The organism is Epilithonimonas caeni DSM 17710, from assembly GCF_000426465.1.
GTDB lineage: Bacteria > Bacteroidota > Bacteroidia > Flavobacteriales > Weeksellaceae > Epilithonimonas > Epilithonimonas caeni.
This window is the reverse complement of record NZ_AUFK01000014.1, coordinates 354,573-380,779: the sequence shown is the minus strand read 5'-3', so window position 1 is coordinate 380,779 and position 26,207 is coordinate 354,573. Positions and strand designations below refer to the sequence as shown.

28 protein-coding genes are annotated in these 26,207 nt (G+C 36.0%); 13 read left to right on the top strand and 15 right to left on the bottom strand.

Annotated elements, in window-relative coordinates; all coding sequences use genetic code 11:
• Positions 1-99 precede the first annotated feature (99 nt).
• Positions 100-1,242 carry an RHS repeat-associated core domain-containing protein gene (locus K319_RS21865; RefSeq protein WP_316930927.1) on the top strand — a complete coding sequence of 381 codons (1,143 nt, stop codon included), beginning with the start codon at positions 100-102 and terminating at the stop codon, positions 1,240-1,242.
• 394 nt (positions 1,243-1,636) lie between these two features.
• Here the strand turns inward: K319_RS21865 and K319_RS0109995 are convergent, their stop codons facing one another.
• Positions 1,637-2,056, bottom strand: coding sequence for a hypothetical protein (locus K319_RS0109995; RefSeq protein WP_027383542.1), 420 nt, complete (start codon positions 2,054-2,056; stop codon positions 1,637-1,639).
• Positions 2,057-2,170: 114 nt separating this feature from the next.
• On the opposite strand from K319_RS0109995, the gene K319_RS0109990 reads away from it, so the two are divergent.
• From K319_RS0109990 to K319_RS0109970, 5 genes are all read left to right on the top strand, one after another.
• Positions 2,171-3,214 (top strand): RHS repeat-associated core domain-containing protein, encoded by a 1,044-nt coding sequence (locus K319_RS0109990; RefSeq protein ID WP_027383541.1) that lies wholly within the window; start codon positions 2,171-2,173, stop codon positions 3,212-3,214.
• 7 nt (positions 3,215-3,221) lie between these two features.
• Positions 3,222-3,587 (top strand): hypothetical protein, encoded by a 366-nt coding sequence (locus K319_RS0109985; protein ID WP_027383540.1) that lies wholly within the window; start codon positions 3,222-3,224, stop codon positions 3,585-3,587.
• Positions 3,588-4,070: 483 nt separating this feature from the next.
• A complete protein-coding gene (locus tag K319_RS0109980) occupies positions 4,071-4,769 on the top strand; it encodes an IS1 family transposase (protein ID WP_027383539.1) in 699 nt (232 codons plus the stop codon).
• 96 nt (positions 4,770-4,865) lie between these two features.
• Positions 4,866-5,372: a hypothetical protein gene (locus K319_RS0109975; RefSeq protein WP_051230581.1), complete on the top strand. Its 507-nt coding sequence runs from the start codon at positions 4,866-4,868 to the stop codon at positions 5,370-5,372.
• Positions 5,373-5,440: 68 nt separating this feature from the next.
• Positions 5,441-5,734, top strand: coding sequence for a GNAT family N-acetyltransferase (locus K319_RS0109970; protein WP_034671627.1), 294 nt, complete (start codon positions 5,441-5,443; stop codon positions 5,732-5,734).
• Positions 5,735-5,811: 77 nt separating this feature from the next.
• On the opposite strand, the gene rho is transcribed toward K319_RS0109970, so the two are convergent.
• Positions 5,812-7,590: a transcription termination factor Rho gene (gene rho / locus K319_RS0109965; RefSeq protein WP_027383536.1), complete on the bottom strand. Its 1,779-nt coding sequence runs from the start codon at positions 7,588-7,590 to the stop codon at positions 5,812-5,814.
• 173 nt (positions 7,591-7,763) lie between these two features.
• Between rho and K319_RS0109960 the strand changes: the two genes are divergently transcribed.
• From K319_RS0109960 to K319_RS0109940, 5 genes are all read left to right on the top strand, one after another.
• Positions 7,764-8,153: a DUF4293 family protein gene (locus tag K319_RS0109960; protein WP_027383535.1), complete on the top strand. Its 390-nt coding sequence runs from the start codon at positions 7,764-7,766 to the stop codon at positions 8,151-8,153.
• Positions 8,154-8,239: 86 nt separating this feature from the next.
• Positions 8,240-8,818, top strand: coding sequence for a hypothetical protein (locus K319_RS0109955; protein ID WP_051230579.1), 579 nt, complete (start codon positions 8,240-8,242; stop codon positions 8,816-8,818).
• 60 nt (positions 8,819-8,878) lie between these two features.
• Positions 8,879-9,805 (top strand): M28 family peptidase, encoded by a 927-nt coding sequence (locus K319_RS0109950; RefSeq protein WP_027383533.1) that lies wholly within the window; start codon positions 8,879-8,881, stop codon positions 9,803-9,805.
• Positions 9,806-9,939: 134 nt separating this feature from the next.
• Positions 9,940-11,778 carry an ABC transporter ATP-binding protein gene (locus K319_RS0109945; RefSeq protein WP_027383532.1) on the top strand — a complete coding sequence of 613 codons (1,839 nt, stop codon included), beginning with the start codon at positions 9,940-9,942 and terminating at the stop codon, positions 11,776-11,778.
• Entirely contained in the window at positions 11,778-12,122 is a 345-nt protein-coding gene (locus tag K319_RS0109940; RefSeq protein ID WP_027383531.1) for a DUF1801 domain-containing protein, read from the top strand. The genes K319_RS0109945 and K319_RS0109940 overlap by 1 nt, the downstream gene beginning before the upstream one ends.
• Positions 12,123-12,144: 22 nt before the next feature.
• Here K319_RS0109940 and K319_RS0109935 read toward each other — a convergent pair whose 3' ends face one another.
• From K319_RS0109935 to K319_RS0109905, 7 genes are all read right to left on the bottom strand, one after another.
• Entirely contained in the window at positions 12,145-12,489 is a 345-nt protein-coding gene (locus K319_RS0109935; protein ID WP_027383530.1) for a tRNA-binding protein, read from the bottom strand.
• A 64-nt stretch (positions 12,490-12,553) separates the two neighbouring features.
• Positions 12,554-13,102, bottom strand: a complete 549-nt coding sequence (locus K319_RS20145) for a hypothetical protein (RefSeq protein ID WP_051230578.1) — start codon at positions 13,100-13,102, stop codon at positions 12,554-12,556.
• 206 nt (positions 13,103-13,308) lie between these two features.
• Positions 13,309-14,616: a Fe-S cluster assembly protein SufD gene (sufD, locus tag K319_RS0109925; RefSeq protein ID WP_027383529.1), complete on the bottom strand. Its 1,308-nt coding sequence runs from the start codon at positions 14,614-14,616 to the stop codon at positions 13,309-13,311.
• Positions 14,617-14,665: 49 nt separating this feature from the next.
• Positions 14,666-15,409 (bottom strand): Fe-S cluster assembly ATPase SufC, encoded by a 744-nt coding sequence (gene sufC / locus K319_RS0109920; RefSeq protein WP_027383528.1) that lies wholly within the window; start codon positions 15,407-15,409, stop codon positions 14,666-14,668.
• Positions 15,410-15,525: 116 nt separating this feature from the next.
• Complete coding sequence (locus tag K319_RS0109915) at positions 15,526-15,909, bottom strand: GxxExxY protein (protein WP_027383527.1); 384 nt, start codon at positions 15,907-15,909, stop codon at positions 15,526-15,528.
• Between the two features lie 148 nt (positions 15,910-16,057).
• Entirely contained in the window at positions 16,058-17,506 is a 1,449-nt protein-coding gene (gene sufB / locus K319_RS0109910; RefSeq protein WP_027383526.1) for a Fe-S cluster assembly protein SufB, read from the bottom strand.
• A 75-nt stretch (positions 17,507-17,581) separates the two neighbouring features.
• Positions 17,582-17,911 (bottom strand): HesB/IscA family protein, encoded by a 330-nt coding sequence (locus K319_RS0109905; RefSeq protein WP_027383525.1) that lies wholly within the window; start codon positions 17,909-17,911, stop codon positions 17,582-17,584.
• A 228-nt stretch (positions 17,912-18,139) separates the two neighbouring features.
• On the opposite strand from K319_RS0109905, the gene K319_RS0109900 reads away from it, so the two are divergent.
• Positions 18,140-19,099 (top strand): GLPGLI family protein, encoded by a 960-nt coding sequence (locus K319_RS0109900; RefSeq protein WP_027383524.1) that lies wholly within the window; start codon positions 18,140-18,142, stop codon positions 19,097-19,099.
• A gap of 3 nt (positions 19,100-19,102) precedes the next feature.
• Positions 19,103-19,909, top strand: a complete 807-nt coding sequence (locus tag K319_RS0109895) for a GLPGLI family protein (protein WP_027383523.1) — start codon at positions 19,103-19,105, stop codon at positions 19,907-19,909.
• A 30-nt stretch (positions 19,910-19,939) separates the two neighbouring features.
• Here K319_RS0109895 and K319_RS21030 read toward each other — a convergent pair whose 3' ends face one another.
• The 6 genes from K319_RS21030 to K319_RS0109865 form a co-directional block, all read right to left on the bottom strand.
• The gene (locus tag K319_RS21030) at positions 19,940-21,730 is read right to left on the bottom strand and encodes a hypothetical protein (RefSeq protein WP_027383522.1); all 1,791 of its coding nucleotides are present in this window, start codon (positions 21,728-21,730) and stop codon (positions 19,940-19,942) included.
• A gap of 5 nt (positions 21,731-21,735) precedes the next feature.
• Positions 21,736-22,254: an LPS assembly lipoprotein LptE gene (lptE, locus tag K319_RS0109885; RefSeq protein WP_034671626.1), complete on the bottom strand. Its 519-nt coding sequence runs from the start codon at positions 22,252-22,254 to the stop codon at positions 21,736-21,738.
• A gap of 2 nt (positions 22,255-22,256) precedes the next feature.
• Complete coding sequence (locus K319_RS0109880) at positions 22,257-22,946, bottom strand: hypothetical protein (RefSeq protein WP_027383520.1); 690 nt, start codon at positions 22,944-22,946, stop codon at positions 22,257-22,259.
• A gap of 1 nt (position 22,947) precedes the next feature.
• On the bottom strand, positions 22,948-24,243 hold the full coding sequence (locus tag K319_RS0109875; protein ID WP_027383519.1) for a sigma-54 interaction domain-containing protein: 1,296 nt from the start codon (positions 24,241-24,243) through the stop codon (positions 22,948-22,950).
• Positions 24,244-24,373: 130 nt separating this feature from the next.
• Positions 24,374-24,961 carry a hypothetical protein gene (locus tag K319_RS21025; protein ID WP_156907086.1) on the bottom strand — a complete coding sequence of 196 codons (588 nt, stop codon included), beginning with the start codon at positions 24,959-24,961 and terminating at the stop codon, positions 24,374-24,376.
• Between the two features lie 2 nt (positions 24,962-24,963).
• Positions 24,964-26,202, bottom strand: coding sequence for a S41 family peptidase (locus tag K319_RS0109865; protein ID WP_027383518.1), 1,239 nt, complete (start codon positions 26,200-26,202; stop codon positions 24,964-24,966).
• Between the last annotated feature and the right edge of the window lie 5 nt (positions 26,203-26,207).

Sequence of the window (26,207 nt, the reverse complement as noted above, 5' to 3'; positions counted from 1 at the left end):
GATTAATTTATACAAATATAATAAGATTACTTAGTTTAACAGTTATACGATTATCAAAATTCTAAGTATATTTACCAGTAAAAGGACCATCTGGGTAATGTGAGGTTGAGCTACACTAAAAATACTGATGATGGCAGTGCAGAGGAAGTAAACCGTAACAACTACTACCCGTTTGGGTTGAACCATATCAACATCACGGCCAAGACCGGGCATACGGTGTACAACCCATCAGTCTCGTATGAGAACTGGAAGTACAATGGTAAGGAGCTTGAGGAGACAGGGATGTACGACTACGGTGCACGGTTCTATATGCCGGATATAGGAAGGTTCGGGATGTATGACCCGTTGGCAGAGAATACGTTTGAGCCGTATGCATATGTGTACAACAACCCTGTAATGATGGCTGACCCTACCGGTATGGAAGGTGAAGAAGCCAACTCTGATCCGGGAGGCGGAGATGGCGGAGACGGTGGAGTAACTGGTGCCGGCGGTTCCATTGGTGCTATGGAAAGAAGAAATCTACCGGAAAAATGGGCAGGTGGAGGTAGCCAAGTGACTACAGGATGTTGTCCTCCACCCAATAGTGGGGGTGCAAATGCGGGAGATAAATACACTGATAGTGATGGCGTTAATTGGACAAGAGGTGATAATAGCTGGATATCTGGAGGAGAAACTCAAATAGATGGAGTAAGTGTAACAGGTAAATTAAAATCTTCATCAAGCAGTACAAGTTCTGTTGGTAATACTATATCAAACATTTGGAATGGCAGCTTTGCAAGAAATATAATATCAGATAGTTATTCTCTAGGATTATCTTCTAACGTGGCCGCATTTTTAGGGGCTGGTTCGACACCTATTAATTTCACATTATTAACAAGAGGAAAGGAACCTGGACTATACTTTACTCCAACAGTAAGTGCTTCAGTTGGTACCGGTATTGAGGGAAATGCAGGAATAACTTTTGGAAATGGAACATATACAGGTGATCCAAGAAAAATTCAAAGTTCGTTTTTGCAAGGACATGCCGTAGGTGTATCAGCAGGACTGGGACTGGGAGTTGATGCTTCAATTGGTGCTTCTTATGCCCCTGTGGATATTAAAAATCCAATAAAGGGAGGTGGATTTATTAATTTTTCAGGACAGGTTGGAGTAGGAATACAAGGAAGTCCAGTTACGGCAGTAAATGCCCAATTAAATTACTATTATACACCTGTCGTGAAACCTATTTTCCAAATCAAATAATAAAAAATAGAAATGAAATCGTTTAGATATTATCGCTTTATTCCTATTTTGTTAGGGATGATAGCATTTTGTTATTTTTATTTATACAGATATGTTTATTTAAACAATAAATACTTTGAACAAAATAAAATAAATTCAAAAATTATTAAAGTTTATAACTATGAAAATAAGTCATTGCAATTTTATTATACTGATGATTATTGTATAACTACCACAGATACGAAAGGAGATACTTTAAAGATAGGTGATTCTATATCCAAAGAATCAAATACGGAATCTTTTAAAATTTACAGGAAAAACCAATTAGGCAAATATGAATTTTATAAAAACTATCTGATGAAACAGTAGCAAATAAAAATCCCCAATATTAATTGGGGATTTTATTTTTAGCACATTAAAATCTAATATCGTATCCTAAAATTTTAATAGAATCATTTTCTTTATATAGAGTAAATTTTTCTTGTGTATTCTTAATATCCCTTTTTACATCATAAATTAATACATATTCATTTTTTGGATTTGTACCTTCTACAGCAACTGTTTCCCAGTGTATTAAAGAATCACTTATAATATTCCCACATTCTTTAGAAGACTCATCTAAAATTTGATTGAATTTTTCCTTTGAAGTTATTTTAAATAATTTTTGGCTCATTAATTTGATAGCTTTCTGTCTATTATTACTATTCATTAGTGAGTAAAATTTTTCTGTCACTTTTTCTGCATCCTGTTTATCTTGTTCTCTATTTTTATAGACTGTATTAAAATTACAACCTGTGAGTAATATTATGAATAGAATTGAACTATATTTTTTCATTTGATTAATTTATACAAATATAATAAGATTACTTAGTTTATAATTAAACAGTTATACGATTATCAAAATTCTAAGTATATTTACCAGTACAAGGTCTATCTGGGTAATGTGAGGATGAACTACACCAAAAATACTGATGATGGCAGTGCAGAGGAAGTAAGCCGTAACAACTACTACCCGTTTGGGTTGAACCACATCAACATTATATCAAAGACTGGGGGAAATACGGTGTACAACCCATCAGTCTCGTATGAGAACTGGAAGTACAACGGGAAGGAATTGGAAGAGACGGGGATGTACGATTATGGTGCACGTTTTTATATGCCTGATATCGGAAGGTTTGGACAGTATGACCCGTTGGCAGAGAAGACCTTTGAACCTTACGCTTATGTGTACAACAACCCTGTAAGGATGATAGACCCAACGGGAATGGAGGGAGAAACATCCGATAATAGTGGAGTCGAGACAGATGCCAATGGCAATGAAACAATAAGCGTTATTGGTAATATAAAAATATCTGCAGGGACCGCAGCTATAAATGTGAATCGTTTTGGCGATAATTCTGATAGCGGAAGTGATTCCAGGGATAATGGTAGAGGTGCAACAGATGATGGTGGTTTCAACAAAGGGGATATCTCAAAAGAAGGAAATGTAGAAGTAGGAAAGGATTATGAAGAGTCAGACAATATGTATAAAAGTTCTATCACAAGTTCATCAAATGAGACAAACTGTGGACCATGTATTAGATTTTTATTAAAACTTTTATTAAAAAAAGGTGCTAAGGAGGCAGCAAAGCAAACGGCAAAACAAAGTGCAAAGCAAGCGGTTAAACAGGGAACAAAAGAGGCTGTAATTGAATTAACAAAGAAAAAATTCGGGCATACCTTTATTAATCATGGGAAGGATGCTACAAAATTTATCATGAACAGAGCAAAAGGATCTGGTGCATCTCAAGGACAATTTTTAGATGATCAAAAAGCGGCCAAATTCATTTTAGATAATATTAGCAAAACAAGTAATGGAGCTGTAAATATTCCAATTCCTAAAGGATTTCCAGCAAGGGTTATCATGCCGGATGGGACGATGAAAGCTGCTACTCATATAAGATTGGTTCCTGGAGGAGGTGGAGTTAAAACGGCATATCCATTAATACCATAATTTGAAAATGATAATAAAGAAAGAAATATTTGAACAACTTAGTAAAGAATTAAGATTACCTTATACAGGTATAGAACAAGATTGGGATTTAGAAATGGCAAATTCCAAAAGATTAAAGGATTTTATTGAATTTTATAGGGGAAATGAATTATCCTCAGAAAAAAAAATAGCAATAATGTCACTAATAATTGCTTCTTATGAAGATTTTCTAAACGAAAATGATTTAAAAAGGGATAATAAATGGATTGAAATCAAATCACTAATAGAGTCTCAAAAAGTAATTTTTCAAGAATTGATAAATCGCTGGGCATTACCAAATGAATTGAATAATAACAATATTTTCAAAATTACTCCTTTAATGAGAACAGTTTGATGATTATTGAAGTTGAAATCATGTTCCAAACTTAGTGATGGGTATGATTTTAAATATTAAATCGTTGATAATCAAGTAAAATAATAATTTTAAAGTTGTTGAACAATGGTAGGTCTAGCCTACTATCGTTTGCTTTTGTAGGTAAATGATGCCTTAAATGATTGAGCATCATAACAGGTGTTTCAGATTTAGTGATGGAGTTTTTACAAAGGAGAAGATGTTCTTTAAAATAAAACCAGTACAAGGACCATCTGGGTAATGTGAGGCTGAGCTACACCAAAAATACTGATGATGGCAGTGTAGAGGAGGTAAGCCGTAACAACTATTACCCGTTCGGATTGGGTCATGTTCCAAACTTAGTGATGAGTATAGTTTTCAATGTTAAATTCGTTGAAAATCAGATAAAATAATAATTAAAAAATTTAAAAGCGAGAGTAGGAATTACCTGCTCTCGTTTATTTTTGAAGAAAAAACATATCGCAAATGATTGAGAATCATAACAGGTGTATCAAAGTTAGTGAGTCGGGTATCTGTACTTTTTGCTATTCTGTAGATATCACAAAGAACGGACATACCAAAACCGGGAAACAACAATATTTCTGTAAAAACTGTGGTCTAAGATTTCTGGATCATTACTCATACAATGCATACAGGAAAGAAACTGATTTTAAAATCGGTCAATTAATAAAAGAAGGTCTCGGTATCCGCTCGATCGCAAGAGTATTGAACATATCTGCCACAACAGTACTCAAAAGAATCCAAAATATTTCTGAGAATATTCGTATTCCTGTTCTGTTATTTGGAAAGACCTACGAACTGGATGAGATGCGATTTTTCATCAAAAAGAAAAGTAATCTGATGTGGCTGGCCTATGCGATTGATAAAACGACCAAAAAAGTTGTGGCCTTCTATATCGGCAGAAGAAATAACAGGACACTCAATGCCGTGATAAAAACATTGCTCAATGCCAAAACAGAAAATATCTATACAGATAAACTGAGAAATTACCAATATCTGATTCCCGAAGACATCCATATTACCCAAAGATATGGGACCAATGGGATCGAGAGAAAAAATCTAAATATCAGAACCCATCTCAGGAGATTCGGGAGAAAAACCATTTGTTTTAGTAAAAGCATGAGAATCACCCAGGCAGTTCTGAAGATCTATTTTTGGTTATGAAAGTTTCAAAAAGATGTCCATGCCATGATTTTTTAATTTAAAACTAACATTTCAGAAACTTGGAAGACCTATAGAACAATTATTAATCTTGATCTGATGAAAATTTCCATAGAGACCATCACTTATCTCTTTTATTGGACAATAATTTTTGTGGTAGCCGGTTCAATGATTGTTTATGGTTTAGGTAAGCCTGTCCAGTTTCAGGGTTTTGAGAAATCGGCCGATTCCAATTTATCAGAAGGTCATCAATTGATGTGGTCGTTCTATTCCTATTCGTTGGCTTATCCTATTATCATTGGTATTCTGGAGATCTTGGGCGGAATTTGTTTATTACTTAATAGGACGAGGATCTTCGGATGTATTTTATTGACCATCATTCTTTCGAATATCATTATTCAGGATTATATTTACGATATAAAAGCTTTGAATTCAGCGATATATTACCAGGTTCTCGTCTTTGTCATATTATTTTTTGAATATGATAAAGTCAGGAGAATAGTTCAAGAGTTGTTCAAAACGAGCGAGACAAAAAGAAATTTCTTATTGGTGTTGGTCGCTTTTGTTATCTCGATATTATTCAAATACATAGAGGCAAAAATTTAACACTCCATTTACCCTTAAATCAAAATTTTTGGAATAATTTTAGCTAATAACTTTCAAAACAAATTTTTATGGAGCTTATTTTCGAAAACAAAAAGTCTGGGAATGGTGGATTTATATCCATGAAAAATCATCAGGAAGAAATCGGGAGATTGACCTACACGATTGTTCCTGAACTTAAAAAGTTGATTGTGAGCTATGTAATGGTTTTTCCAAAATTCGAAGGGAAAGGATTGGGAAGGACTTTGGTAGAAAAATCGGTAGAATTTGCAAGGAAGAATGGGTGGTCTATCAAAGCGCATTGCTCATATGCACACGCAGTTCTCAGCAGAAAAACAGATGTTGAAGATGTTTTCGTCGCTTAAAAATAAATTTATTGCCTTGGTAATAATAAAGTTACGGCTCGCAAATGCGAGCCGAGCTTTTTTATCTAATGTGTGAATTATCTATTCATAGACATCAGGAATTCCTCATTATTTCTTGTCCCTTTGATCTGTTTCTGGACAAATTCCATAGCTTCCAGAGGATTCATATCTGCCAGATATTTTCGCATGATCCACATGCGTTGTTGCGTGGCCTCGTCCAAAAGAAGGTCGTCTCTTCTCGTGCTAGATGCAACCAAATCTACAGCAGGATAAATACGTTTGTTGGCAATTTTTCTATCCAACTGCAGCTCCATATTTCCAGTTCCCTTGAACTCTTCGAAGATAACTTCGTCCATTTTGGAGCCCGTATCGATCAAAGCGGTTGCAATAATGGTCAAAGAACCTCCATTTTCGATTTTTCTGGCGGCGCCGAAGAAGCGTTTCGGTCTGTGGAGCGCATTGGCATCCACACCTCCGGAAAGGATCTTTCCGGATGCTGGCGTTACTGTATTGTAAGCTCTTGCCAAACGTGTAATAGAATCCAGAAGGATCACCACATCGTGGCCGCATTCTACCATTCTTTGTGCTTTGGATAAAACCAGATTTGCCACTTTTACGTGTTTATCAGCCGCTTCATCAAATGTAGAAGCAATGACTTCTGCATTCACGCTTCTCTGCATATCGGTAACTTCCTCAGGTCTTTCATCGATTAGAAGGACCATCATGTAAGCTTCCGGATGATTGGCAGAAATAGCGTTGGCGATATCTTTAAGTAAAATTGTTTTACCTGTTTTCGGTTGTGCAACAATCATCGCTCTTTGCCCTTTTCCGATTGGCGCAAATAAATCTACAATTCTTGTAGAAAGTGTAGAGTTTTTACCTGCCAAATTGAATTTCTCCTGAGGGAAAAGCGGTGTCAAAAATTCAAAAGCTACTCTGTCTTTGATGAATGCCAGGTCTCTTCCGTTAACTTCCGTTGGTTTCTGGAGAGAAAAATATTTTTCACCTTCTTTTGGCAATCTTACAATTCCTTTCACAGTGTCTCCGGTCTTCAGACCATAATTTCTGATCTGATTGGTAGAAACATAAACATCGTCCGGAGAAGAAATATAACTGAAATCTGAAGAACGAAGGAAGCCGTAGTTGTCCGGAAGGATTTCCAAAACGCCTTCTATGGTTACAATTCCATCAAAGTTGAATTCCTTTTTTGGGGCTGCAACTTCTGGCTGTTGTGTTTCGGATTGTTCTTTTTGATTGTTGTGTTGTTGAGAATTGGGATTTTGTGCTTTTTGCTGACCTCTATTGTTGTTATTGGTCTTTTGCTGCTGCTGATTGTTTTGCTGCTTAGGCTGTTGCTTTTGTTGAGGCTTTCTTTCCTCTTGCTCAGGCTTTTCATCAGTCTTTGGGGTTACTTCCTCGGTGGAAGCTGGAATGGTAGAAGCTGGTTCCTCTGTCTGAGTTGGAGTGATTCTCGCTCTTGGCGCTTTTTTCTTTGGCGGATTCGGAGCTTTTACTTCTTCCTTTACAATCTCCGCCGGAACTTTTTCAGTGCTGGTGGCAGCAACAGTTTCCGTTGGAATTATATTTTCTTCTTTCGGCTTCTCTGCGGGCTTCCTGCCTCTTTTCTTTGCAGGAGCGGCATTTCCTGAAGGATTCTCTTCTGTTTTTTTTGTCATATTTTCTTGAGTAGCGTTAAGATAATCTTTAATGATCTTCGGATTGGAAGCCTGATAGTCCAGAATAGCGAAAACGGTTTCTTCAGGAGAGCTTTTCTTAGCCAATTTAACGCCTAGATCTTTAGAAAGTTGAGCCAATTCCTCATCGGATTTTGACCGTAGCGTTTCAATATTAAACATATAAATACGTAAAAGGTAATTTTTATTTGTGTATAAGTAAGAATGAAAACCAGGAGGTTACCATTTTTATTGAGTGATTACAATGCAAATCTACATTAATTTTTGAATTACGCAAAAATTATTTTATTTTTGCAATCTATTTTAACCTTTTTTATAAAGGATTTATAATAAATATGTTACAAAGAATACAAACTGTCTGGATATTTTTAGCCGTTTTGGGAAGTGTCTTCCTTAACATTACCGCACAGGATTTTGATATCCTTGGAAAATATTTGACGATCAATGCTTCGACGGTGATTTTAATATTATTCGGGGTATTGAGTATTTTTAGTTTCAAAAACAGGAAAAGACAAATATTGCTGAACAACATCAGCCTTATTATAAACGCTTTGTTGGTTGGTCTTTTGATTTACTGGTTACTAAATTTATCCGGAGGAATTCAGTTTCCTGAGAAGGGTATTGAGCCGATTTTCCCATTCATCTCGATGATATGTTTGCTTTTGGCAAATGTTTACATCAGAAAAGATGAGAGGCTCGTAAAATCTGTGGACAGACTTCGATAGGCTTACGACGATTTTTTTGAGTGAGAACAGCTTCCTTTTTGGAAGCTGTTTTTTATTTTGATAGATTTGTGTAAAAGATTGGTAGCGTGGACACATTCAATCATTTAAAAACAATCATCAGCATTATCCTGAGTCTGGGAATCGGAACGTTGTTGAATGGAAGCGTGAGATTCATACAGCATCCCGGGAGGAACAAACCATTTTGGTTACATCTGTTATTGGTTCTGTATGTTTTTATTTTGATGATCCATTTCTGGTGGTGGGAATACCGTCTTAGAGCCATTACGTCCTGGACCTTTACACAATATATCTTCATTATTGGTTACATCATTTTGTTTTTTGTCCTTTGTACATTGCTTTATCCGACAGATGTGAAAGATTATGGCAATGATTACAAAAATTATTTTTTCTCCCGAAGAAAATGGCTTTTTGCTTTCCTTGGGATAATGTTTTGCCTAGACCTTGTAGATACACTATATAAGGGAAAAGATTATCTGGACTCGCTAATGCCATTATATGGAATACGGATGATAACACATATTCCGCTAAGCTTTGCACTGGTTTTCATTAATTCAAAAAAGAATATCTATTATGCAGGCGTTTTATTATTTTTCATTTTGTTCGAGATTTTCTTTATTTATAAACGATATTACCTTTATGTTTGATTATTGGTAACAATTTGGATAAAAAAGGGACTTATAATACTTAATTAATAAATCTGAACTATGAAAAAAGTAATCTCCATTGTTTTAATTGCCCGATCGTTTCTGTCTTTTGCTCAGGATATTTCCAAAGAAAGAGTTGTCGGTATCGTCTCAACTTTAGCTTCTGATGAAATGAAAGGCAGGAAATTCGGAACGCCTGAAAATGATAAAGCTGCGGAATACATCGCTCAGGAATTCAAAAAAAATAGCCTGGGTTACTGCTTCGGAGATTCTTACCTGGTTCCTTTCGAGTACAAAGGACAAAAAGGTTACAATGTTTGTGGAATCAAAAAAGGAAAATCAGAACAGAGTTTGGCTTTTTCAGCACATTTTGACCACATTGGAACTAATGACAAGGAAGGAGATAATATCTACAACGGAGCTGATGACGATGCAAGCGGAGTTTCTACAGTGATTGGCCTGGCTGATTATTTTAAAGATAAAAAGACAGATTATTCAATGGTTTTTATGGCTTTCAATGCGGAAGAGATCGGATTGATTGGTTCAAAAGCATTATCTGAAAATCAAAATCTTAATCCTGTTTTCAATAATATCAAAGCGCTCTTCAATTTCGAAATGCTGGCAACGGAATCTCAGTTCGGGAAAAATGCAGTTTTTATGACAGGCGATGAGCTTTCTGATTTTGATGAATTGATCAATGCAAACGCAGTCAATGGTTTAAAGGTTTATCCAGACCCATATCAAGGCCAGCAATTATTCTATAGGTCTGATAATGTGAATTTTGTAAAAAGAAAGATTATTGCACATTCTATCTCGACAGTTGATATGAACAAAGCTTTTCATTACCACGCTGTGAATGATGATATCAATATTGTAGATGCAGACAATCTGACCAACATTATCAATAATTTCGCTAAAACGATTGAAAAATTCGATACCAAGAACTTCCAGCCGAAGTATAACGATAAGGTAAAATACGATTTCTAACGTCTTGACAAGTAGTAGAAAGAAGTGTTTTATAGATAAAATATAATGATTGTGAGTCTTTTATCTTTTATCTATTTTCTTTCATCTATTGCAAGCTATTTATTTTCCGTATTTTTGCCTTTCAATTTTTCTTAATGAAACCATACCAACGAATTTTAGGTTTTGCAAAACCGCATCAGAAATACCTTTGGGGAAGTATGTTTTTTAACATTCTTTACTCGCTGTTGCAAATCTTTTCCATAGGGACATTGCTTCCGATTCTCAGCATAATGTTCGGAACTTCTGATGAGATCGACACTACAAAAGCGCCGGTTTGGAATGGTAGACTGGCGGATTATTTTTCCTATGTGAAAGATTGGGCATATTATACAATTCAAGTCAATATTAATGAACATGGCGGGATCAAAGTTCTTGCGATTCTCTGCTGCATGACGGCTTTTGCTTTTCTATTGAGGAATATCTTCCGTTATATTGGCTCTTATTTGCTGGTTAATTATCGAGTTGGTATCACAAGAGATTTGAGAACGGCGATGTACGACAAGTTTCTGAAATTGCCGGTTTCTTTTTTCACGGAACAAAGAAAAGGTGATATGATGTCCAGGATATCCAACGATATCGGTGGTGTAGAAAGCGGAATTATGGGTTCTCTGGTGGATATTGTGAACTCGCCGTTTATGATTATTTCATCATTGACTGCGTTGTTTCTGCTTTCTCCAAAATTGACCTTGTTTTCATTGGTCGTTTTCCCGATTATGGGATGGATCATTTCCTGGGTTGGAAAAAGTTTGAAAAAACAGGCTAAAAATGCACAGGAAGAATTAGGGAATCTTTTCTCTTTGGTTGATGAAACCTTGAAATCTTCAAAAGTGATCAAGATTTTCAATGCGGATAAAATTCTGAAAAATCGTTTTAATAAAACCACAAGTCAGTGGCAACATCATGCCATATCGATGAGCAGAAGGCGGGAATTGGCTTCTCCAATGAGTGAGTTTCTGGGTTCTGTGACGATGTTGTTGATCACTTGGTACGCCGGAACAGAGATCATCAACGGAACCAACCGTGATCCTGCGACTTTTTTAGCATTTATTGCAGTTTTCTTCCAGATTTTAGATCCGGCAAAACGGTTGTCAAATGCAGTTTCTAATATCCAGGGTGGAATGGCGAGTCTGGAAAGGGTTTCCGAAGTTTTGGATTACAATCTGAAAGTTGATGAAATCCCTAATCCGACACCAATTTCTGAATTAAAGGATAAAATTGAATTCAAAAATATTGGGTTCTATTACGAGAAATCTAATCTGATTCTGAAAAATTTCTCCATCGATCTGCCAAAAGGGAAGACTGTGGCGTTAGTTGGACAATCCGGAAGTGGAAAAACAACAATTGCTAATCTATTGGCCAGATTCTACGACGTTTCCGAAGGCGAAATCCTGATTGACGGACATAATATCAAAAATCTGAAACTGACGGATTATCGCAAATTGTTGGGAATGGTAACTCAGGAATCTGTTTTGTTCAATGACTCGGTTTACAATAATATCCTGATGGGAAATCCCGATGCAACCGAAGAACAAATTATAGAATCGGCTAAAATTGCCAATGCTCACGATTTTATTTCACAGCTTCCGGAAGGCTATCATACCAATATCGGAGACGACGGAAACAAACTTTCCGGTGGACAGAAACAGCGTGTTTCCATTGCAAGGGCAGTTTTGAAAAATCCACCAATTATGATTCTTGACGAAGCGACTTCTGCTTTGGATACTGAATCCGAAAGATATGTTCAGGACGCTTTGGAAAAGATGATGATGAACAGGACATCTTTGGTGATTGCACACAGATTATCCACGATCCAGAAAGCTGACCATATTGTCGTGATGGAGAAAGGCGATATTGTAGAGCAAGGTTCTCATCAGGAATTGATGGAAAAAGACGGCACTTACAGAAAGTTGGTTGAGCTTCAGAATTTTGATTAATGAATCCAATTCAGGAATATTTTTACCGGATCGATGAGCCTGCGAGGAGTGCACTTCTGTTTATCCGGGAAAAGATTCTAAATTCTGATGAACTGATTACCGAAACTTTCAGCTTTGGACTTCCTTTTTTGAAATATAAAAAGAAGATGCTCTGCTATTTCTATTATAGTAAACAACATCAGAAACATTATCTCAGCTTTTATCACGGCGATAGATTGGATTATCCCAAGCTCTTATCTGAAGGCAGGAAAAAATTTAAAATCTTACTTCTGGATATGGAAGAAGATTTACCAATGGAATTGATTTTTGATATTCTTGATGAGGTTAAACCTTATATCAAATAAATTTTTGATTTTTAAGTGAATTTCACCCGACTTCCAATCCGTTCTTCACAGGCAAACTCGGACTTAACAAAGTTACTTCACTTTTATTTTCGCCATAGACACCAAGAACAAGGCATTCACTAAAGAAATTGGCGATTTGTTTCTTCGGGAAATTCACAACAGCGAGAATCTGTTTTCCTATCAATTCTTCTTTCGAATATAAAGTTGTGATTTGAGCAGAAGATTTTCTAATGCCTAGATCTCCAAAATCGATTTCCAGTTGATAAGAAGGATTTCTGGCTTTTTCAAAATCATTCACAGAAATGATGGTTCCGACTCTGATGTCGATTTTCTCAAAATCACTCCAGGATATTTCAGGTTTTGTCATTGTTAAATATTTTAAGGCTTCGACAGGCTCAGCCTGACACGGCTATATTATTGTATTAGAGATGTCACACGTTGTCTCGAAGGATTGTTGAAGTGTTGTCAGGATTTTTTAATTCCTTCAAAAGCTTTTCAACATCAGCTTTTTGTTCAGCATATTTCTGTTGTAATTCACTTCCTTCAGCCATTCTTCCATAATATATCAAAGCCTTTTCGCCAAAGAAATTCTTGTAATAATCCGAAAGTTCCGGAATCTGCGGAAAATTGGTGTGAAATAACATTTCGTAGTAAGCCTGCCATTCGCGTTCGTTTTTGTCCGTAATCATCATTTTGGGTGATTTCTGGCGGACGTGTAACATTTCGTGGGCAAGCATATTAAGAACTAATGTCAAATCAAAATCAAAAAGATTTTTTGGAATCAGAACTTCCTGCATATCTCCGATTTCTCCATTAGCAGTCAATAATATCGAGTTCTTTTCTAATTCCTCCCGAAAACCAAATCCTAAAAAGTTCTCATCATCCAATTCGAATTCATGGATTAGGAATCTTGCTGCATCCAGGATTTCGCCGGTTTCTTTGTAAGCGTTGAGGTTGAATTGTATTTTTTCGTAGTTCATTTGTGCTAAATAAATTTGTTCTATATGGGTTCAAATTTACAATTTAGTGACAAATATTTCAAAAGAAGTTGAATCTGCGGCCGTGATAGTAACGGTTACCCCGCAACGAGGCGGCGGAACGCAGTGGAGCCGCCGAGTGAGGAGTATGAGTGGATAGCGCGAATGTCCGCCCATAAAAAAATCGCACCCGAGAGATGCGATTTGATTTAGAATTCCATTTGAACTTCCAGTTTTTCTGCCAGAAGTTTGGAAACTTTTACTTTCAGTGGTTCGATATCGATATTTTGCATTGCATCGTTGGCGAAAGCGTAAAGCAACAATGCTCTGGCTTCTTTCTTGGAAATCCCTCTCGCTCTAAGATAGAACATTGCGTCTTCGTTCAGCTGTCCGACGGTACAACCGTGCGAACATTTCACATCGTCTGCGAAAATCTCCAGCTGAGGTTTTGTGTCAATAGTTGCGCCTTCGTCCAGCAAAATATTGTTGTTCTGCTGATAAGCGTTGGTTTTCTGAGCAATCTTGTTCACAAATACTTTTCCGTTGAAAACACCGTGCGATTTGTCTTTGAAAATCCCTTTGTAATTCTGGTAAGATTCGCAGTTTGGCGTGTTGTGATGAACGGCCGTGTGGTGGTCTACCAGTTGGTCTTTACCGATAATCGTGATGCCGTTCATAAACGAGTTGATATTCTCGCCGTTGTGAATAAAATCCAGATTGTTACGAACCAATTTTCCTCCGAAAGAGAAGGTGTTCACAGTTGTTAAGCTGTCTCTTTCCTGCTTCGCAAATGTGTGGTCCACAAGGTAAGATGTATTACTGTCGTTCTGCAATTTGTGCCAATCAGCTTTTGCATTTTGGTAAGTGAAAATCTCTGTCACAGAGTTGGTGAAAACAAAAGATTCATCAAAATTGTGATGACTTTCAATTACTTCTACTTTTGCTCCAGCTTCTACAATCAGAAGATTCCTTGTGTTGTAAAAAGTGTTTTCTTCCTGACTGTCAGAGATGTAAAAGACGTGAATCGGTTTTTCGATAACGATATTCTTGGGAACTTTCAGGAAAAATCCTTCGTTGAAATAAGCCAGATTCAGGTTGGTGAAAGCCAGGTCTTTGCTCGCAATCGTATTGAAATATTGATTGAAAGTTTCCTTTTTTGCTGAATCATTTAGAGCTTCATTCAGCGTCAGGAATTCTGCATTTTCAATGGAAATGTTAGAATATTCTTTGTGAAGTTTCCCGTTGATAAAAACAATCCAGTCAAAATGTTCCTCGCCCAGATGCAATTCGTCCAATTGCTCTTTGGTGATATGATGCGCTTCTGAAGGAAAAAAATTGTAATCTTTTTCCGTGATTTCCTTCAGATTCGTGTATTTATATTCTTCATCTTTTTTGGTAGGAAAACCTTTCTCTTCAAATTTCTGAAGTGCGGTTTTTCTCTCTTCGTTCAAAAAAGAATGACGAAGCGATTCCAAAAAATCTGAATGTTGATTTATTGTTTGTTCAAATAAAGCCATTGTAATGGTTTGATTTTGCATCGTTTAGAAGATTAAAATTAAATTTGAATTAGTTCAAAAGCCAATCGTAACCTTTTTCTTCCAATTCAAGTGCTAAGGATTTATCTCCTGTTTTTATGATTTTTCCATCTGCCAGAACGTGCACGAAATCCGGCTGAATATAATTTAAAAGTCTTTGATAATGCGTGATCAACAGAACAGCGTTGCCTTCGCTTCTAAATTTGTTAACCCCATCAGCAACGATTCTCAAAGCATCGATATCTAATCCTGAATCTGTTTCGTCAAGGATTGCCAATTTTGGGTTCAGCATCATCATTTGGAAGATTTCGTTTCTTTTTTTCTCTCCTCCAGAGAAACCTTCGTTCAATGAACGGGAAAGGAAATCTTTTCTGATTCCTAATTTCTCAGAGTTTTCACGAATTAATCCCAACATTTCCTTAGCACCCATTTCTTCCAGTCCGTTGGCCTTTCTGGTTTCGTTAAGAGCAGCTTTGATGAAATTGGTAACCGTAACCCCAGGGATTTCCACAGGATATTGGAAAGAAAGGAAAATGCCTTTGTGTGCTCTTTCCTCAGGCGCATCTTCGCCGATTTCTTCTCCTTCGAAAAGAATTTCGCCTTCCGTTACTTCGTAATCTTCTTTTCCTGCAATTACAGAAGAAAGAGTCGATTTTCCTGCGCCGTTCGGTCCCATAATAGCATGAACTTCGCCTGGTTTTATTTCAAGATTGATTCCTTTTAAAATTTCTGCGCCATCTTCAATTTTGGCGTGTAAGTTTTTTATCTCTAACATACGTTTAAATTTATCGCAAGGCTAGACAAAGATTTTTTTTATCCTCCTTTGCTTTTTTAAGTGAAACAAAGGCGCTAACGCTTATCAAATGAAATACTATTGTTTCTTATTTTGTATTAATAATCAAGACCATTTGCGATTCTCATTACACCATTTTTAAATAGTTGAGAATTAAAATTGATAAGCATTCCTAACTTATAATTTCCTAGTCTTAAATAATTTTTTAATTGTGATGCGTGAAAATTATTTAAACTTTCAACAGATTTAATTTCTAAAACAACCTTGTTTTCAATTAATAAATCCATTCTAAAAGCATTTTCCAGTAACAATTCTTCATATTGGATGTTCAGAGGTTTTTGTCTTTCGACTTTTACTTCTGCTTTTTTTAATTCATAGAAAAGACATTTTTCGTAAATACTTTCATATAAGCCTATGCCCAATTTTCTATGAATCTTTAATCCATTTTCAAAGACAATCTTTGAAATTTCATTCTCTGACATTTGTGTTATTTTTCGCAAAGATAAACAAGTTAATTGTAGAAATTCAATTTAAAACTTGTATTGCTTTCTTAAGCTTTAGTGGCTTTGTATTTCTTTAAAATGTTTTCAAACAATCAAAAAAATCTTTGTCTAACCTTGCGATAAAAATCTAACCAACAGAACCTTCCAAAGAAATCTCCAGTAATTTCTGAGCTTCAATGGCGAATTCCATTGGAAGTTTATTCAAAACTTCTTTACTGAATCCATTTACAATCAGGGCAATTGCTCTTTCTGTATCGATCCCTCTTTGGTTACAGTAGAAAATCTGATCTTCCCCGATTTTCGAAGTCGTTGCTTCGTGTTCCAATTGTGCAGTCGGGTCTTTGATTTCGATGTAAGGGAAAGTATGAGCACCACACTCATTACCCATTAACAAAGAATCACACTGAGAAAAGTTTCTCGCTCCTTTTGCAGTTGGCATTACTTTTACCAAACCACGATAAGAATTATTGGATTTTCCGGCAGAGATACCTTTTGAAATAATGGTTGATCGGGTATTCTTTCCGATGTGAATCATCTTTGTTCCCGTATCTGCATATTGATGCATATTCGTAACTGCGATTGAATAAAATTCACCTACCGAATTATCACCTTTCAAAATACAGCTCGGGTATTTCCAAGTTACGGCAGAACCTGTTTCAACCTGAGTCCAGGAGATTTTTGCGTTTCTCTCGCAAAGTCCTCTTTTTGTTACAAAATTGAAAACTCCACCTTTTCCTTCTTCATCTCCGGGATACCAGTTCTGAACAGTAGAATATTTAATTTCAGCGTCATCCAAAGCGATTAGTTCCACAACCGCAGCGTGTAGCTGATTTTCATCTCTTGACGGTGCTGTACAACCTTCAAGATAAGAGACATAACTTCCTTCATCAGCAATCACCAAAGTTCTCTCGAACTGACCCGTTCCGGACTGATTGATACGGAAATAAGTTGACAATTCCATAGGGCATCTTACACCTTTTGGAATATAGCAGAAACTTCCGTCAGAAAAAACTGCAGAGTTCAGGGCGGCGTAAAAATTATCGCCTCTTGGAACTACTTTCCCAAGATATTGTTTAACCAATTCCGGATGTTCCTTGATCGCTTCGGAAATAGAGCAAAAGATAATACCTTTTTCTCTCAAAGTTTCCTGAAACGTAGTTTTTACCGATACTGAATCTACCACAATATCAACCGCAACGTTCGCTAATCTTTTCTGTTCCTCGATATTGATTCCCAATTTTGCAAAAGTCTTCAACAATTCCGGGTCCACTTCATCAAGACTTGCCAATTCAGGTTTTGCCTTTGGAGCTGCGTAATATCTGATTGCTTGAAAATCAGGTTTTTGGTATTTGATGTTCGCCCAGTCCGGTTCTGTCATTTTCAGCCAGATTCGGAAAGATTCCAGACGCCAATCGGTCATCCATTCCGGCTCTTCTTTCTTGGTAGAAATTGCCCGGATGATATCTTCATTCAGACCAGTCGGGAAATCTTCATACTCGATATCCGTTTCGAATCCGAATTCGTACTTTTTATTTTCTAAATCGACGCGTAGATCGTCTTCTGTATATTTGCTCATTTTTTAAGATTTCAGATTTCAGACATCAGATTCCAGACTGTAAAAGTCTTGTATCTCATATCCAACATCTCGTGTCTATAGACTAAAACTCTCTCCACAACCGCAAGTTCTTGCAGCATTTGGATTATTAAAAATAAAACCTTTTCCGTTCAAACCTCCTGAATATTCCAGAGTTGTACCAGCAAGATAAAGGATGGATTTTTTTTCGATTATCACTCGTACACCGTTATGTTCAAAGATCTGGTCGGTCTCATTTTTCACATTATCAAATTTCAAGACGTATTCTAGTCCGGAACAACCGCCACTTTTTACGCCCACTCTTATATAGTCGGTCTCAGGATTGAAGCCTTCTTCAGCCATCAACTGAGCCGCTTTGGATTTTGCCTGATCGCTTACTTGTATCATTGTTTTTATTTAGACTGATTTTAGTCTACAAAAGTACGAACTAATTTCCGCAATCTCAAATCGATGACATCTATTTTAACGATTTTAAATAGACTTTATCATTTCGTTTGATAATGAATTACAGTTTGTTAATGTTAAATTGTTATCAAAAAATGAACAAATATTAATTCTGATAGTTCTTATAATTAACTTTGCCCGAATTTGTTAATCAAACAATCAGTTTTAATTATGAAGAAGATTTTTATTTTGATGATGCTGTTTTCCATTTTTGGGAAAATGATGAGCCAGACCGAAAGATATATTTATCAGACCGAGGTGAATCCGGATACTATCAATCTCGTAGATATGAAGATGGAAAGAACTTTTCTGGATGTGAAAAATGGCCAATCATTGTTCATTAGTGAAAGTAAATTGTTGAGGGATTCTCTAGTTGCAGTTTTGAAAAGCCAAACAAACCCGGATATAAAAAAGTCAAAAAAAGACAAACCGGAATTTCCAAAACTGGCGAATGGAAAATCGATCCAACCTACTTTTTTTGAATATTTCATCAAGAAAAATAATGAAGATAAAACGGTAAGTCTAGTTGAAAATGTTGGTTCAAAGCAAGTTTATTATCAGGAGGACCGAAAAATGAATTGGAATATTTCTGATCAAATTTCTGACCTTAATGGCTATAAAGTCCAGAAAGCCACTACGAGTTTTGGTGGAAGAACCTGGACCGCCTGGTTTGCCCCAGACATCAAAGTATATGACGGACCTTACAAATTTTCCGGATTACCAGGGTTGATCGTAAAGCTTGAAGATGAGAAAGGAGATTATAAATTCAATTTCCTGAAAAAAATATCAATCCCAAATTCTTTTTCGGAGGATATAAGACCTGATGCAAGAAAATCAACAAGAATTAACTTCCAAGGTGACAAGGCATCTGTTAAAATGGAAATGGTGAAAAATAAAGACCCTGAGATCAATCTCGATAATTTCAATCCCGGAGGAGGAAGAGGAATGCATCAACGCAATGGAGGATTTGGTGGCCAGCCCGGACAAGGAATGAATGGGGGAATGCCAAATGGAGATATGGGAGGACAAGATATGCAAATGGGTAATCCGACTCAAAATGCCACACCAAGTCATGGGAACGTTATGAATTTTGGAAATACAAATCCAATTGAATTAAGCAATAGACAATAGAATATGAAACTAATAAAATTATTTTGCCTGTTGGCGATGCCATTGGTAATAGCCCAACAAAGTACTCGTTTTATTTACCAGGTTACACAGACACCGGATTCTACAAATACGGAGAAAAAAACGGAATTGGCCTATTTGGATACCGATGGGAAAAGATCACTTTTCTATGCCGAGAATTCCTTGAAGAGAGATTCTCTCATGGACAGAATGAGAGCAACCAGGAATTTTGACAGAGAACAAATGCAAAATTTGAGAAGCAATCTTCAGTTTACCATTGAAAAAGACCTTACCAATCAAAGTTTGACCTATAGATCAAGAATTGGCAGAGATAATTATTCTTATCCGGAAACTCCTGTTTTTGAATGGAAAATCTTGCCGGAAACTGTGAAGATTGGAGATTATCAAACCCAAAAAGCAGAGACGAAATTCGGAGGAAGAACTTGGTATGCCTGGTTTACACAAGAAATTCCTTTTCAGGATGGGCCTTACAAATTCTCTGGTTTGCCGGGATTGATAGTAAAAATTCAGGATGCAAAAGGCGATTACTCTTTCGATTTGATGCAAACGAAAAAAATAGCAGAGATATATCAACCTTTGAATCGAGGACAATTCATCACTCTTTCCAAATCGAAGTATATAGAGATGGAGAAAAAGATACAAAAAGACCCTGTAAGTTTCGTCAATGCTTTAAGGAATAGTGGAAGAGGCGGTGGAAACCGGCCACCAATTGATCCAAAAGAAATGCAGGAAAGACAAAAGCGGATGGAGGCAGAAATAAAAAGCAGAAATAATCCAATTGAGCTAAAATAAAAAAACGGGACAAATATTTGTCCCGTTTTTTTATTGCGATTTTCTGATGTCTTTTATTTCTTCGATCTTTTCTTCGAAGTGATCTTTTTTCTCAGGATGTTTTTCTGAAAGTATCTCGTAAGCCTTTATTGCTTTGGAGTATAATTTTTGTTCCGTATATAATTTGGCCAGGGTTTCTGTCATGAGGTGAGAGATGTCGTCCTTTTTCTCCTTCACAACATAGTTGCTTTCTTCTTTTAACTGGGATATTTTCGGGTTGGTCTCTATGAAGTTGTCAATGATCTTTTCTTTGGTTTTGGATGGCTCTTCTTTGGTTTCCGGTCTTTCAATTTTCAGCCAACTTTGCCAGGTATTGATAAAAGCTCCCACATTGCTTTCAGGAGTTTGCTTGGTTTCAGCTTTTTCCGGAATTGGAATGATTGCTTTCTTCTCTTCGATTTTAGAAACATCATTTCCAAAGAAAGAAACATTTAAAATAGGTCTTTCTTCTTCAGGAATTTCAATTCCCTTTTCTTCTTCTTGAGCTTCTCCTGCAATGATTTCTGTTTGAATTTCAGCTTCATCAATTTTTTCAGGCGTTGAGGCAACGTCAACTTCCGTAATGATCTTCGGAATTTCTCTTTCTTCTGTCTCATTTTTACCAATCAATGCATCCGGAATATTTACAGAGAATGACATTGGTTTCCATTCAGAAACAGGTTCTTGAACTTCAGTTTTAGTTTCAGTGATTTTTGGTTTGATTTCAGCTTCAGGAGTTTCTTTTTCGGTGATTTCGAAGGTTTGCGTATTTTCAAAATTGATTGGACTCTCTTCAGCTTTTTGTTCCTGAATTGGATCTTCGACTGTTTCCTGAACTTTTTGAGGTTCAGAAATTTCAAAAGACTGCGTGTCCTCAAAACTGATCTGGCTGTCATCAATATCATCTTCAGGAATATTTTCTACAAAAGGCTCTTTATATTCTGATTTAATGACAGATTTTTCTTGGATTGGTTTTTCCTCTGATTTCTCTTTTCTCGAAGGATTCAGATAATCCAGATGATTTTTCGGAATTGAGAATTTCACATTCGGAAGAAACTCCTGAACTCCATTAAAGCTTATATCTCCCGATGTTATTTCGGGTTCAGATTCCTGTTCTGTTGAGATCGCTTCTATTTTCGGTTCTTCCGGGATAGAAATGACATCAATGTTTTCTTGAACAGAAATAGATTCTTCTGCAGGATTTTCATCAATTATGATTTGAGTATCAATGCTTTCAATTTCTTCTTTTAGAACGAGTTGTCCAGACTCTTGAGAAGCTTCCAGGTCAACTTCCGGGTTTTTCTCTTCGAGGAAATTTTCTTCACCTTCGTAGAGCAGTCGGTTCTTTTCTCCACCTACAACTATGAATTCTGAGTTCTCTGCATTTTCAGTTTCGATAATTTTTTCAACATCAAATTTATTCAGGACAGAATGGGTTTCTGTATTTTCAATTTCCGTTACGATTTCAGATTCTGCAGGTTTTGCGTCTTCTGTTATTTTATCGTTAGTTGATTGATTTTCAGTTTTTTCTTCAGGTGTAATTGATGTTGGCGTGATTTCTTTTTTAGAAATTCTTTCAGAATTAATGAAGTGATAAAGTATCTTTTTATCTGTCGTGTAGGCTGCGGTTTTAGAAAGATTTTCCTTATAATTTTCCGGTTTGTAAAGATTGATCCCGTAAAGATAGAGTGCCCTTATACTTTGCGCATAAGGCATCTTTTCTGATTCGGATCTCAAAATGTCCAGATCGGATTCGGTTATGATTTTCGGATTTTTTACTAATTCTAAAACTCTAGTATTCATTCTTCTTACCAATTGGCTACAATATCATTGAAAATTTTGTTGATGATCCTGTCGTTCACAATTCTCACTTGTGCAGTTTCTATCGTGTTCAGGTCTAGGTCGCTATTGAAAACGGCTTCGTCACTGTAAGTTCGGTCAAAGCTCAATGTCGGGTCTTTGCTATTTTCATAATGGACCTTCACAGAGATTGTCAGCTTGTTTTGCTGTGCTTGTATTGTGTTTCCGGATGTCGTTGTCGTTGCAGACCCGATACTTGTAGGAGTGATATTATAATCGCTGATCTCTCCTTCTATCAAAAGGTCTGGATTTTCCACTGCACCTTTCAATGTTGTTCTTTGGAGAAAACGATTCTGTAAAGCGACTGTAAAATCCTGACTCAAACTAGGAAGGTTGTTTGCGGCATTATTCGGAAAAGTGTTGATCTTCACCGTTTTCATATCTTCTCTCAAAGATGAACCCGTGAATGAATAACAGGAGGTTACTGATAATAATGTTAAAATTAAAAGCCCAAAAAACTTTTTCATAATTAAAATTTTTGACCGATTTCTCTTAGTTCATCGTGTTCTATTTGTGCAAGACCATCTTTGAAGGCAAAATAATGAGCTACATTTATAAAAGGTAAAGTTATAAACAACCCAATTCCACAAAGTATAATTCCCAGTTCTCCCAAAAATGCAACTACGATGGAAAAGAAAAGTATAGATAAAAGATTTCCTTTTGTCATTATTTTAGAGATATTCCAAGCAGATTTCAAATCTTTTATTTGCTTGAATGTAATTAGCGCAGGAATGTAAAAAGATTGAAGTAATAAATAAATCAATACAAAATATACAGATATAAAATAAATCACTCCAAGACCTCCAACAAAACCAGAAACAATATTGTCATTGTCCGCAAAAATTGCCAAAAAGCCAAACGGAATGAAAATTAGAAAAATGCCTGCAAAAATGTACAATTGAAAAATAAAATACGGCACAAAATCATCAAAATTAAAAATTTCTCCAGCTCCGGTTGGGATTCCTTTATCAATTTTGTAACAGATCCTATAGAAATTACCTGCAGCTAAAATTCCGCAAAAAGGAATAATGGACATAATCATAAAACATAGGAATGAAAGTATTATCGTTCCTAAATCTTTCTTCATTAAGTCAATCGCTTGAGAAATATATTCACCAAATTTGAAATTTACGCTTCTTGGTTGTAGGTTTGCTGACATTTTATTCTTCTAGATTATATTGTTTTATTTTTCTGTAAAGTGTTCTTTGCGAGATTCCCAATTCATCCGCTGCTTTGTTCCTTCTTCCTTTGTGCTTTTCCAAGGCTTTGATTATCAAATCCTTTTCATTGTTTTGAAGTGAGAGGGATTCTGGTCTAGCTTCCTCAATTTCAATGTCTTCTACATCGTTGTAATGATGGTCTTCGTCCTCAGAAATAATCATTGGGTTATGGATCTGGTTTTGATTACTGTTGTTGTTTTCGAAGTAAAGCAAAGAATTTGGGTTTGCGTTCTGAGCAGATTCCGGAGTGTAGATCCTATTGATCAGATTTTTTTCCTGAGAGCTAAGGTCCGCACTTCCTCTACTTTTTATAAGTTCCGAAGTTAAGGATTTTAAATCATTAATATCATTTCGCATATCAAAGAGGACCTTGTACATAATTTCTCTCTCCGAGCCGAAGTCTCCGGAAGTTCCGGTTCCATTTGTTTTAGAAACAACTGCTGGTAAATTAGCATTCATCGGGATGTATTCTGCTAATTTCACAGAATTGATTTCTCGATTTTGCTCAACGACAGTCATTTGCTCGACTAGATTTCTCAACTGACGAACATTTCCCGGAAATGCATAGTTTTCAAGGTAAGCAACGGCATCGTCTGTCAATTTCAACTCGGGCATTCTGTATTTTTCAGCAAAATCAATCGCAAACTTTCTGAATAACAAATGGATGTCACCTTTTCTTTCCCGCAAAGGTGGCATGTCGATTTGAACCGTGTTCAGACGATAATACAAATCTTCACGAAAACGTCCGTCCTGAATGGCTTTCATCATATTCACATTCGTTGCAGCTACGATTCTTACGTTGGTTTTCTGGACTTGGGAAGAACCTACCTTCATAAATTCGCCACTTTCCAAAACTCTCAAAAGACGAACCTGGGTCTGAAGCGGTAATTCTCCGACCTCATCAAGGAAAATTGTTCCGCCGTCAGCCACTTCAAAATAACCTTTTCTGGTAGAAGTTGCACCTGTAAAAGCACCTTTCTCGTGTCCAAATAATTCTGAATCGATGGTTCCTTCCGGGATTGCACCACAGTTTACAACGATGTAAGGTTGATGTTTTCTTCTTGATTCTGAATGGATTATTTTCGGGATGAATTCTTTCCCGACGCCACTTTCTCCAATTACAAGAACGGAAATATCTGTCGGAGCAACCTGAATTGCTTTTTCCAAAGCGCGATTAAGTGCCGGAAAATTTCCGATGACTCCAAAGCGGTTTTTTATAGATTGTAAGTCTGCCATTTTTTTAATTTTTTGTCCGAGATCTGCACTTAGAAATCGGAAGATTTTTTGATTTTGAATTTTTTTTAAATTGAATTTACAGTTCAGCAATCTGCTTTCTGTAAACTTTGTTGAAATGATGAGTCTAACCTTAAAGCATTATTTTTTCCTCATCATAATTTCCCAATGCTTTGGTTTTCAAATCCAAATAATCTTTGTTTCTGATCTTCGAAACTTTACCTCTAAAATAAATATTTTCTGCAAGATCGTAAACTTTGCTTTGTTTTTCAAAATTTTCTAAAGAATGATAATAATCGATTTTTTTACCAATAATAACTTTTGGTATCCAGTCTTTAAGAGATCTGGTAATGTTTAAAAGGTGTGAAGTAGTATTTTTATCAATTACTGTCAGCTTGTAGCTGTAATTTGTTTTAAAGATCCTAAATCTGTCGTCTCCATTGCAATTGACAACAAAACGGATCCTTACCCGGTCATTTTCTTTTTTTACATCTTCAATCTTATATTTTTTCTGAAATTCTTCGATAGCCAATTTTTCTCCTTTGTATTGGAATCCTTTCGAGTCATTAAAATATTGAGAAATATGTTGTCCGTTGCAAAGGCTAAAATCTTTTTTATCAGTTTTGTCATCAAAAACGATATTACCAATATAATCCCATTTTGAATTTTGTGAAAGGATCAAAATCGGTAAAAAACATAATATGTTTAGAATGTTCTTCAAAATTATTTATAGTTTTTTATAAACTCAAAAACAGGGTCTATACCATTAATGTAATCATCAAAAGATACTTCTACAACGTGATCAGGTTTTATGGTATTGATGTTTTTCTTTTTTGTTCTGATGAAATAATATGTGGAATAGGTCAATTTCAACTTGGAATTTGGCAATTCAAAACTTTGAATTTCTCCATAATGATTAGGCTTTCCCGATGTTTCTTCTCCTACGAAAATAGCTTTGGTTTCCTCTTGGAAATCTGTCGCGTTCAGTATTGCAGAAGAAAACGTATCACGGCCTAGAACAACAAAAAGATGACCTTTTCTGTTGATGTCACGATTCTGGGACAGCTTTTTAACAAATTCTCTGCCTTGTTTTGAACTACCACCTCCATTTTGCCGCATATCAAAAATCAGTTTGTCAACCTTATTGTCCTTGATGATCTTGAAAACTGAATCTTCAAATTCTCCAAAACTCAACGGATTCTCAGAAGATGGATTACGCTTTTCGTTGGTTGTGCAAACATTGTAAAGAACATAAAGGATTTTATCCTCGTCAAAATATTTCTTCTCGAAATATTTCCTCTTATTTTCCTGAACAAAAGTCAAGGTTTTTGGTGTGATTCTTACTCGGTTTTGCTTTGTTATTGCAGATGGGAAAACGGTTTTCTCAGATATTTTTCCGTCCTTTTCATATTTTATCTTTACTGCATCAGTTTTGGAAAAACCAAAATTTTTGAGCGTTTGATTATAAGGCAAAATCTCCGGAATACGATTTCTGAAAATCCCGGAATTTTCATTTGGGAATAAGGTCGATAAACTGTCTGTTACAGTTTTAATGTCAAAATCATTAATAGCCAATATCTTTCCTCCCAATAATTCTTTGTTTTCGGCGTTGGTAAATGTAATGTAAAAATCATTTCCAAAAAAATATGAGCCTAATGGCAGGATTTCATTGTTGTTGATGAATTTCCTTAATGACAAATTAGTGTGCGTATCGCCTTGTTTTGCAAGTGCTTGTTGCAGTTTCAAAGCCGTTTGAAAATCAGTAAGATTACTCGATCTGGCAATTATATTATTAAGTTCTTTCGTAAAATCCGCCTCAGGGCGAAGAGCAAAAAGATTGTAGTGCTTATTGGTAAGATTGTTTTGCAGATATTTTATATCCTCACTCCATTTTTCGCTACCCAATTGCGCAGAAATACCCAAGGATAAAAAAAAGAAGAAAATTAGAAACAGTCTTTCCATTTGTG

What these genes read in the sequence shown, in the direction of transcription:
- K319_RS0109895 (WP_027383523.1), top strand. Translation starts at nt 19,103, where the DNA reads ATGAAACTAATAAAATTATTTTGCCTGTTGGCGATGCCATTGGTAATA.
- K319_RS21030 (WP_027383522.1), bottom strand. Translation starts at nt 21,730, where the DNA reads ATGAATACTAGAGTTTTAGAATTAGTAAAAAATCCGAAAATCATAACC.
- K319_RS0109995 (WP_027383542.1), bottom strand. Translation starts at nt 2,056, where the DNA reads ATGAAAAAATATAGTTCAATTCTATTCATAATATTACTCACAGGTTGT.
- K319_RS0109975 (WP_051230581.1), top strand. Translation starts at nt 4,866, where the DNA reads ATGAAAATTTCCATAGAGACCATCACTTATCTCTTTTATTGGACAATA.
- K319_RS0109900 (WP_027383524.1), top strand. Translation starts at nt 18,140, where the DNA reads ATGAAGAAGATTTTTATTTTGATGATGCTGTTTTCCATTTTTGGGAAA.
- K319_RS0109905 (WP_027383525.1), bottom strand. Translation starts at nt 17,911, where the DNA reads ATGATACAAGTAAGCGATCAGGCAAAATCCAAAGCGGCTCAGTTGATG.
- sufC (WP_027383528.1), bottom strand. Translation starts at nt 15,409, where the DNA reads ATGTTAGAGATAAAAAACTTACACGCCAAAATTGAAGATGGCGCAGAA.
- K319_RS20145 (WP_051230578.1), bottom strand. Translation starts at nt 13,102, where the DNA reads ATGAACTACGAAAAAATACAATTCAACCTCAACGCTTACAAAGAAACC.
- K319_RS0109880 (WP_027383520.1), bottom strand. Translation starts at nt 22,946, where the DNA reads ATGTCAGCAAACCTACAACCAAGAAGCGTAAATTTCAAATTTGGTGAA.
- K319_RS0109875 (WP_027383519.1), bottom strand. Translation starts at nt 24,243, where the DNA reads ATGGCAGACTTACAATCTATAAAAAACCGCTTTGGAGTCATCGGAAAT.
- K319_RS0109985 (WP_027383540.1), top strand. Translation starts at nt 3,222, where the DNA reads ATGATAATAAAGAAAGAAATATTTGAACAACTTAGTAAAGAATTAAGA.
- K319_RS0109935 (WP_027383530.1), bottom strand. Translation starts at nt 12,489, where the DNA reads ATGACAAAACCTGAAATATCCTGGAGTGATTTTGAGAAAATCGACATC.
- K319_RS0109950 (WP_027383533.1), top strand. Translation starts at nt 8,879, where the DNA reads ATGAAAAAAGTAATCTCCATTGTTTTAATTGCCCGATCGTTTCTGTCT.
- K319_RS0109915 (WP_027383527.1), bottom strand. Translation starts at nt 15,909, where the DNA reads ATGTCAGAGAATGAAATTTCAAAGATTGTCTTTGAAAATGGATTAAAG.
- sufB (WP_027383526.1), bottom strand. Translation starts at nt 17,506, where the DNA reads ATGAGCAAATATACAGAAGACGATCTACGCGTCGATTTAGAAAATAAA.
- K319_RS0109940 (WP_027383531.1), top strand. Translation starts at nt 11,778, where the DNA reads ATGAATCCAATTCAGGAATATTTTTACCGGATCGATGAGCCTGCGAGG.
- sufD (WP_027383529.1), bottom strand. Translation starts at nt 14,616, where the DNA reads ATGGCTTTATTTGAACAAACAATAAATCAACATTCAGATTTTTTGGAA.
- rho (WP_027383536.1), bottom strand. Translation starts at nt 7,590, where the DNA reads ATGTTTAATATTGAAACGCTACGGTCAAAATCCGATGAGGAATTGGCT.
- K319_RS0109980 (WP_027383539.1), top strand. Translation starts at nt 4,071, where the DNA reads ATGATTGAGAATCATAACAGGTGTATCAAAGTTAGTGAGTCGGGTATC.
- K319_RS0109865 (WP_027383518.1), bottom strand. Translation starts at nt 26,202, where the DNA reads ATGGAAAGACTGTTTCTAATTTTCTTCTTTTTTTTATCCTTGGGTATT.
- lptE (WP_034671626.1), bottom strand. Translation starts at nt 22,254, where the DNA reads ATGAAAAAGTTTTTTGGGCTTTTAATTTTAACATTATTATCAGTAACC.
- K319_RS0109990 (WP_027383541.1), top strand. Translation starts at nt 2,171, where the DNA reads ATGAACTACACCAAAAATACTGATGATGGCAGTGCAGAGGAAGTAAGC.
- K319_RS0109945 (WP_027383532.1), top strand. Translation starts at nt 9,940, where the DNA reads ATGAAACCATACCAACGAATTTTAGGTTTTGCAAAACCGCATCAGAAA.
- K319_RS0109970 (WP_034671627.1), top strand. Translation starts at nt 5,441, where the DNA reads ATGGAGCTTATTTTCGAAAACAAAAAGTCTGGGAATGGTGGATTTATA.
- K319_RS0109960 (WP_027383535.1), top strand. Translation starts at nt 7,764, where the DNA reads ATGTTACAAAGAATACAAACTGTCTGGATATTTTTAGCCGTTTTGGGA.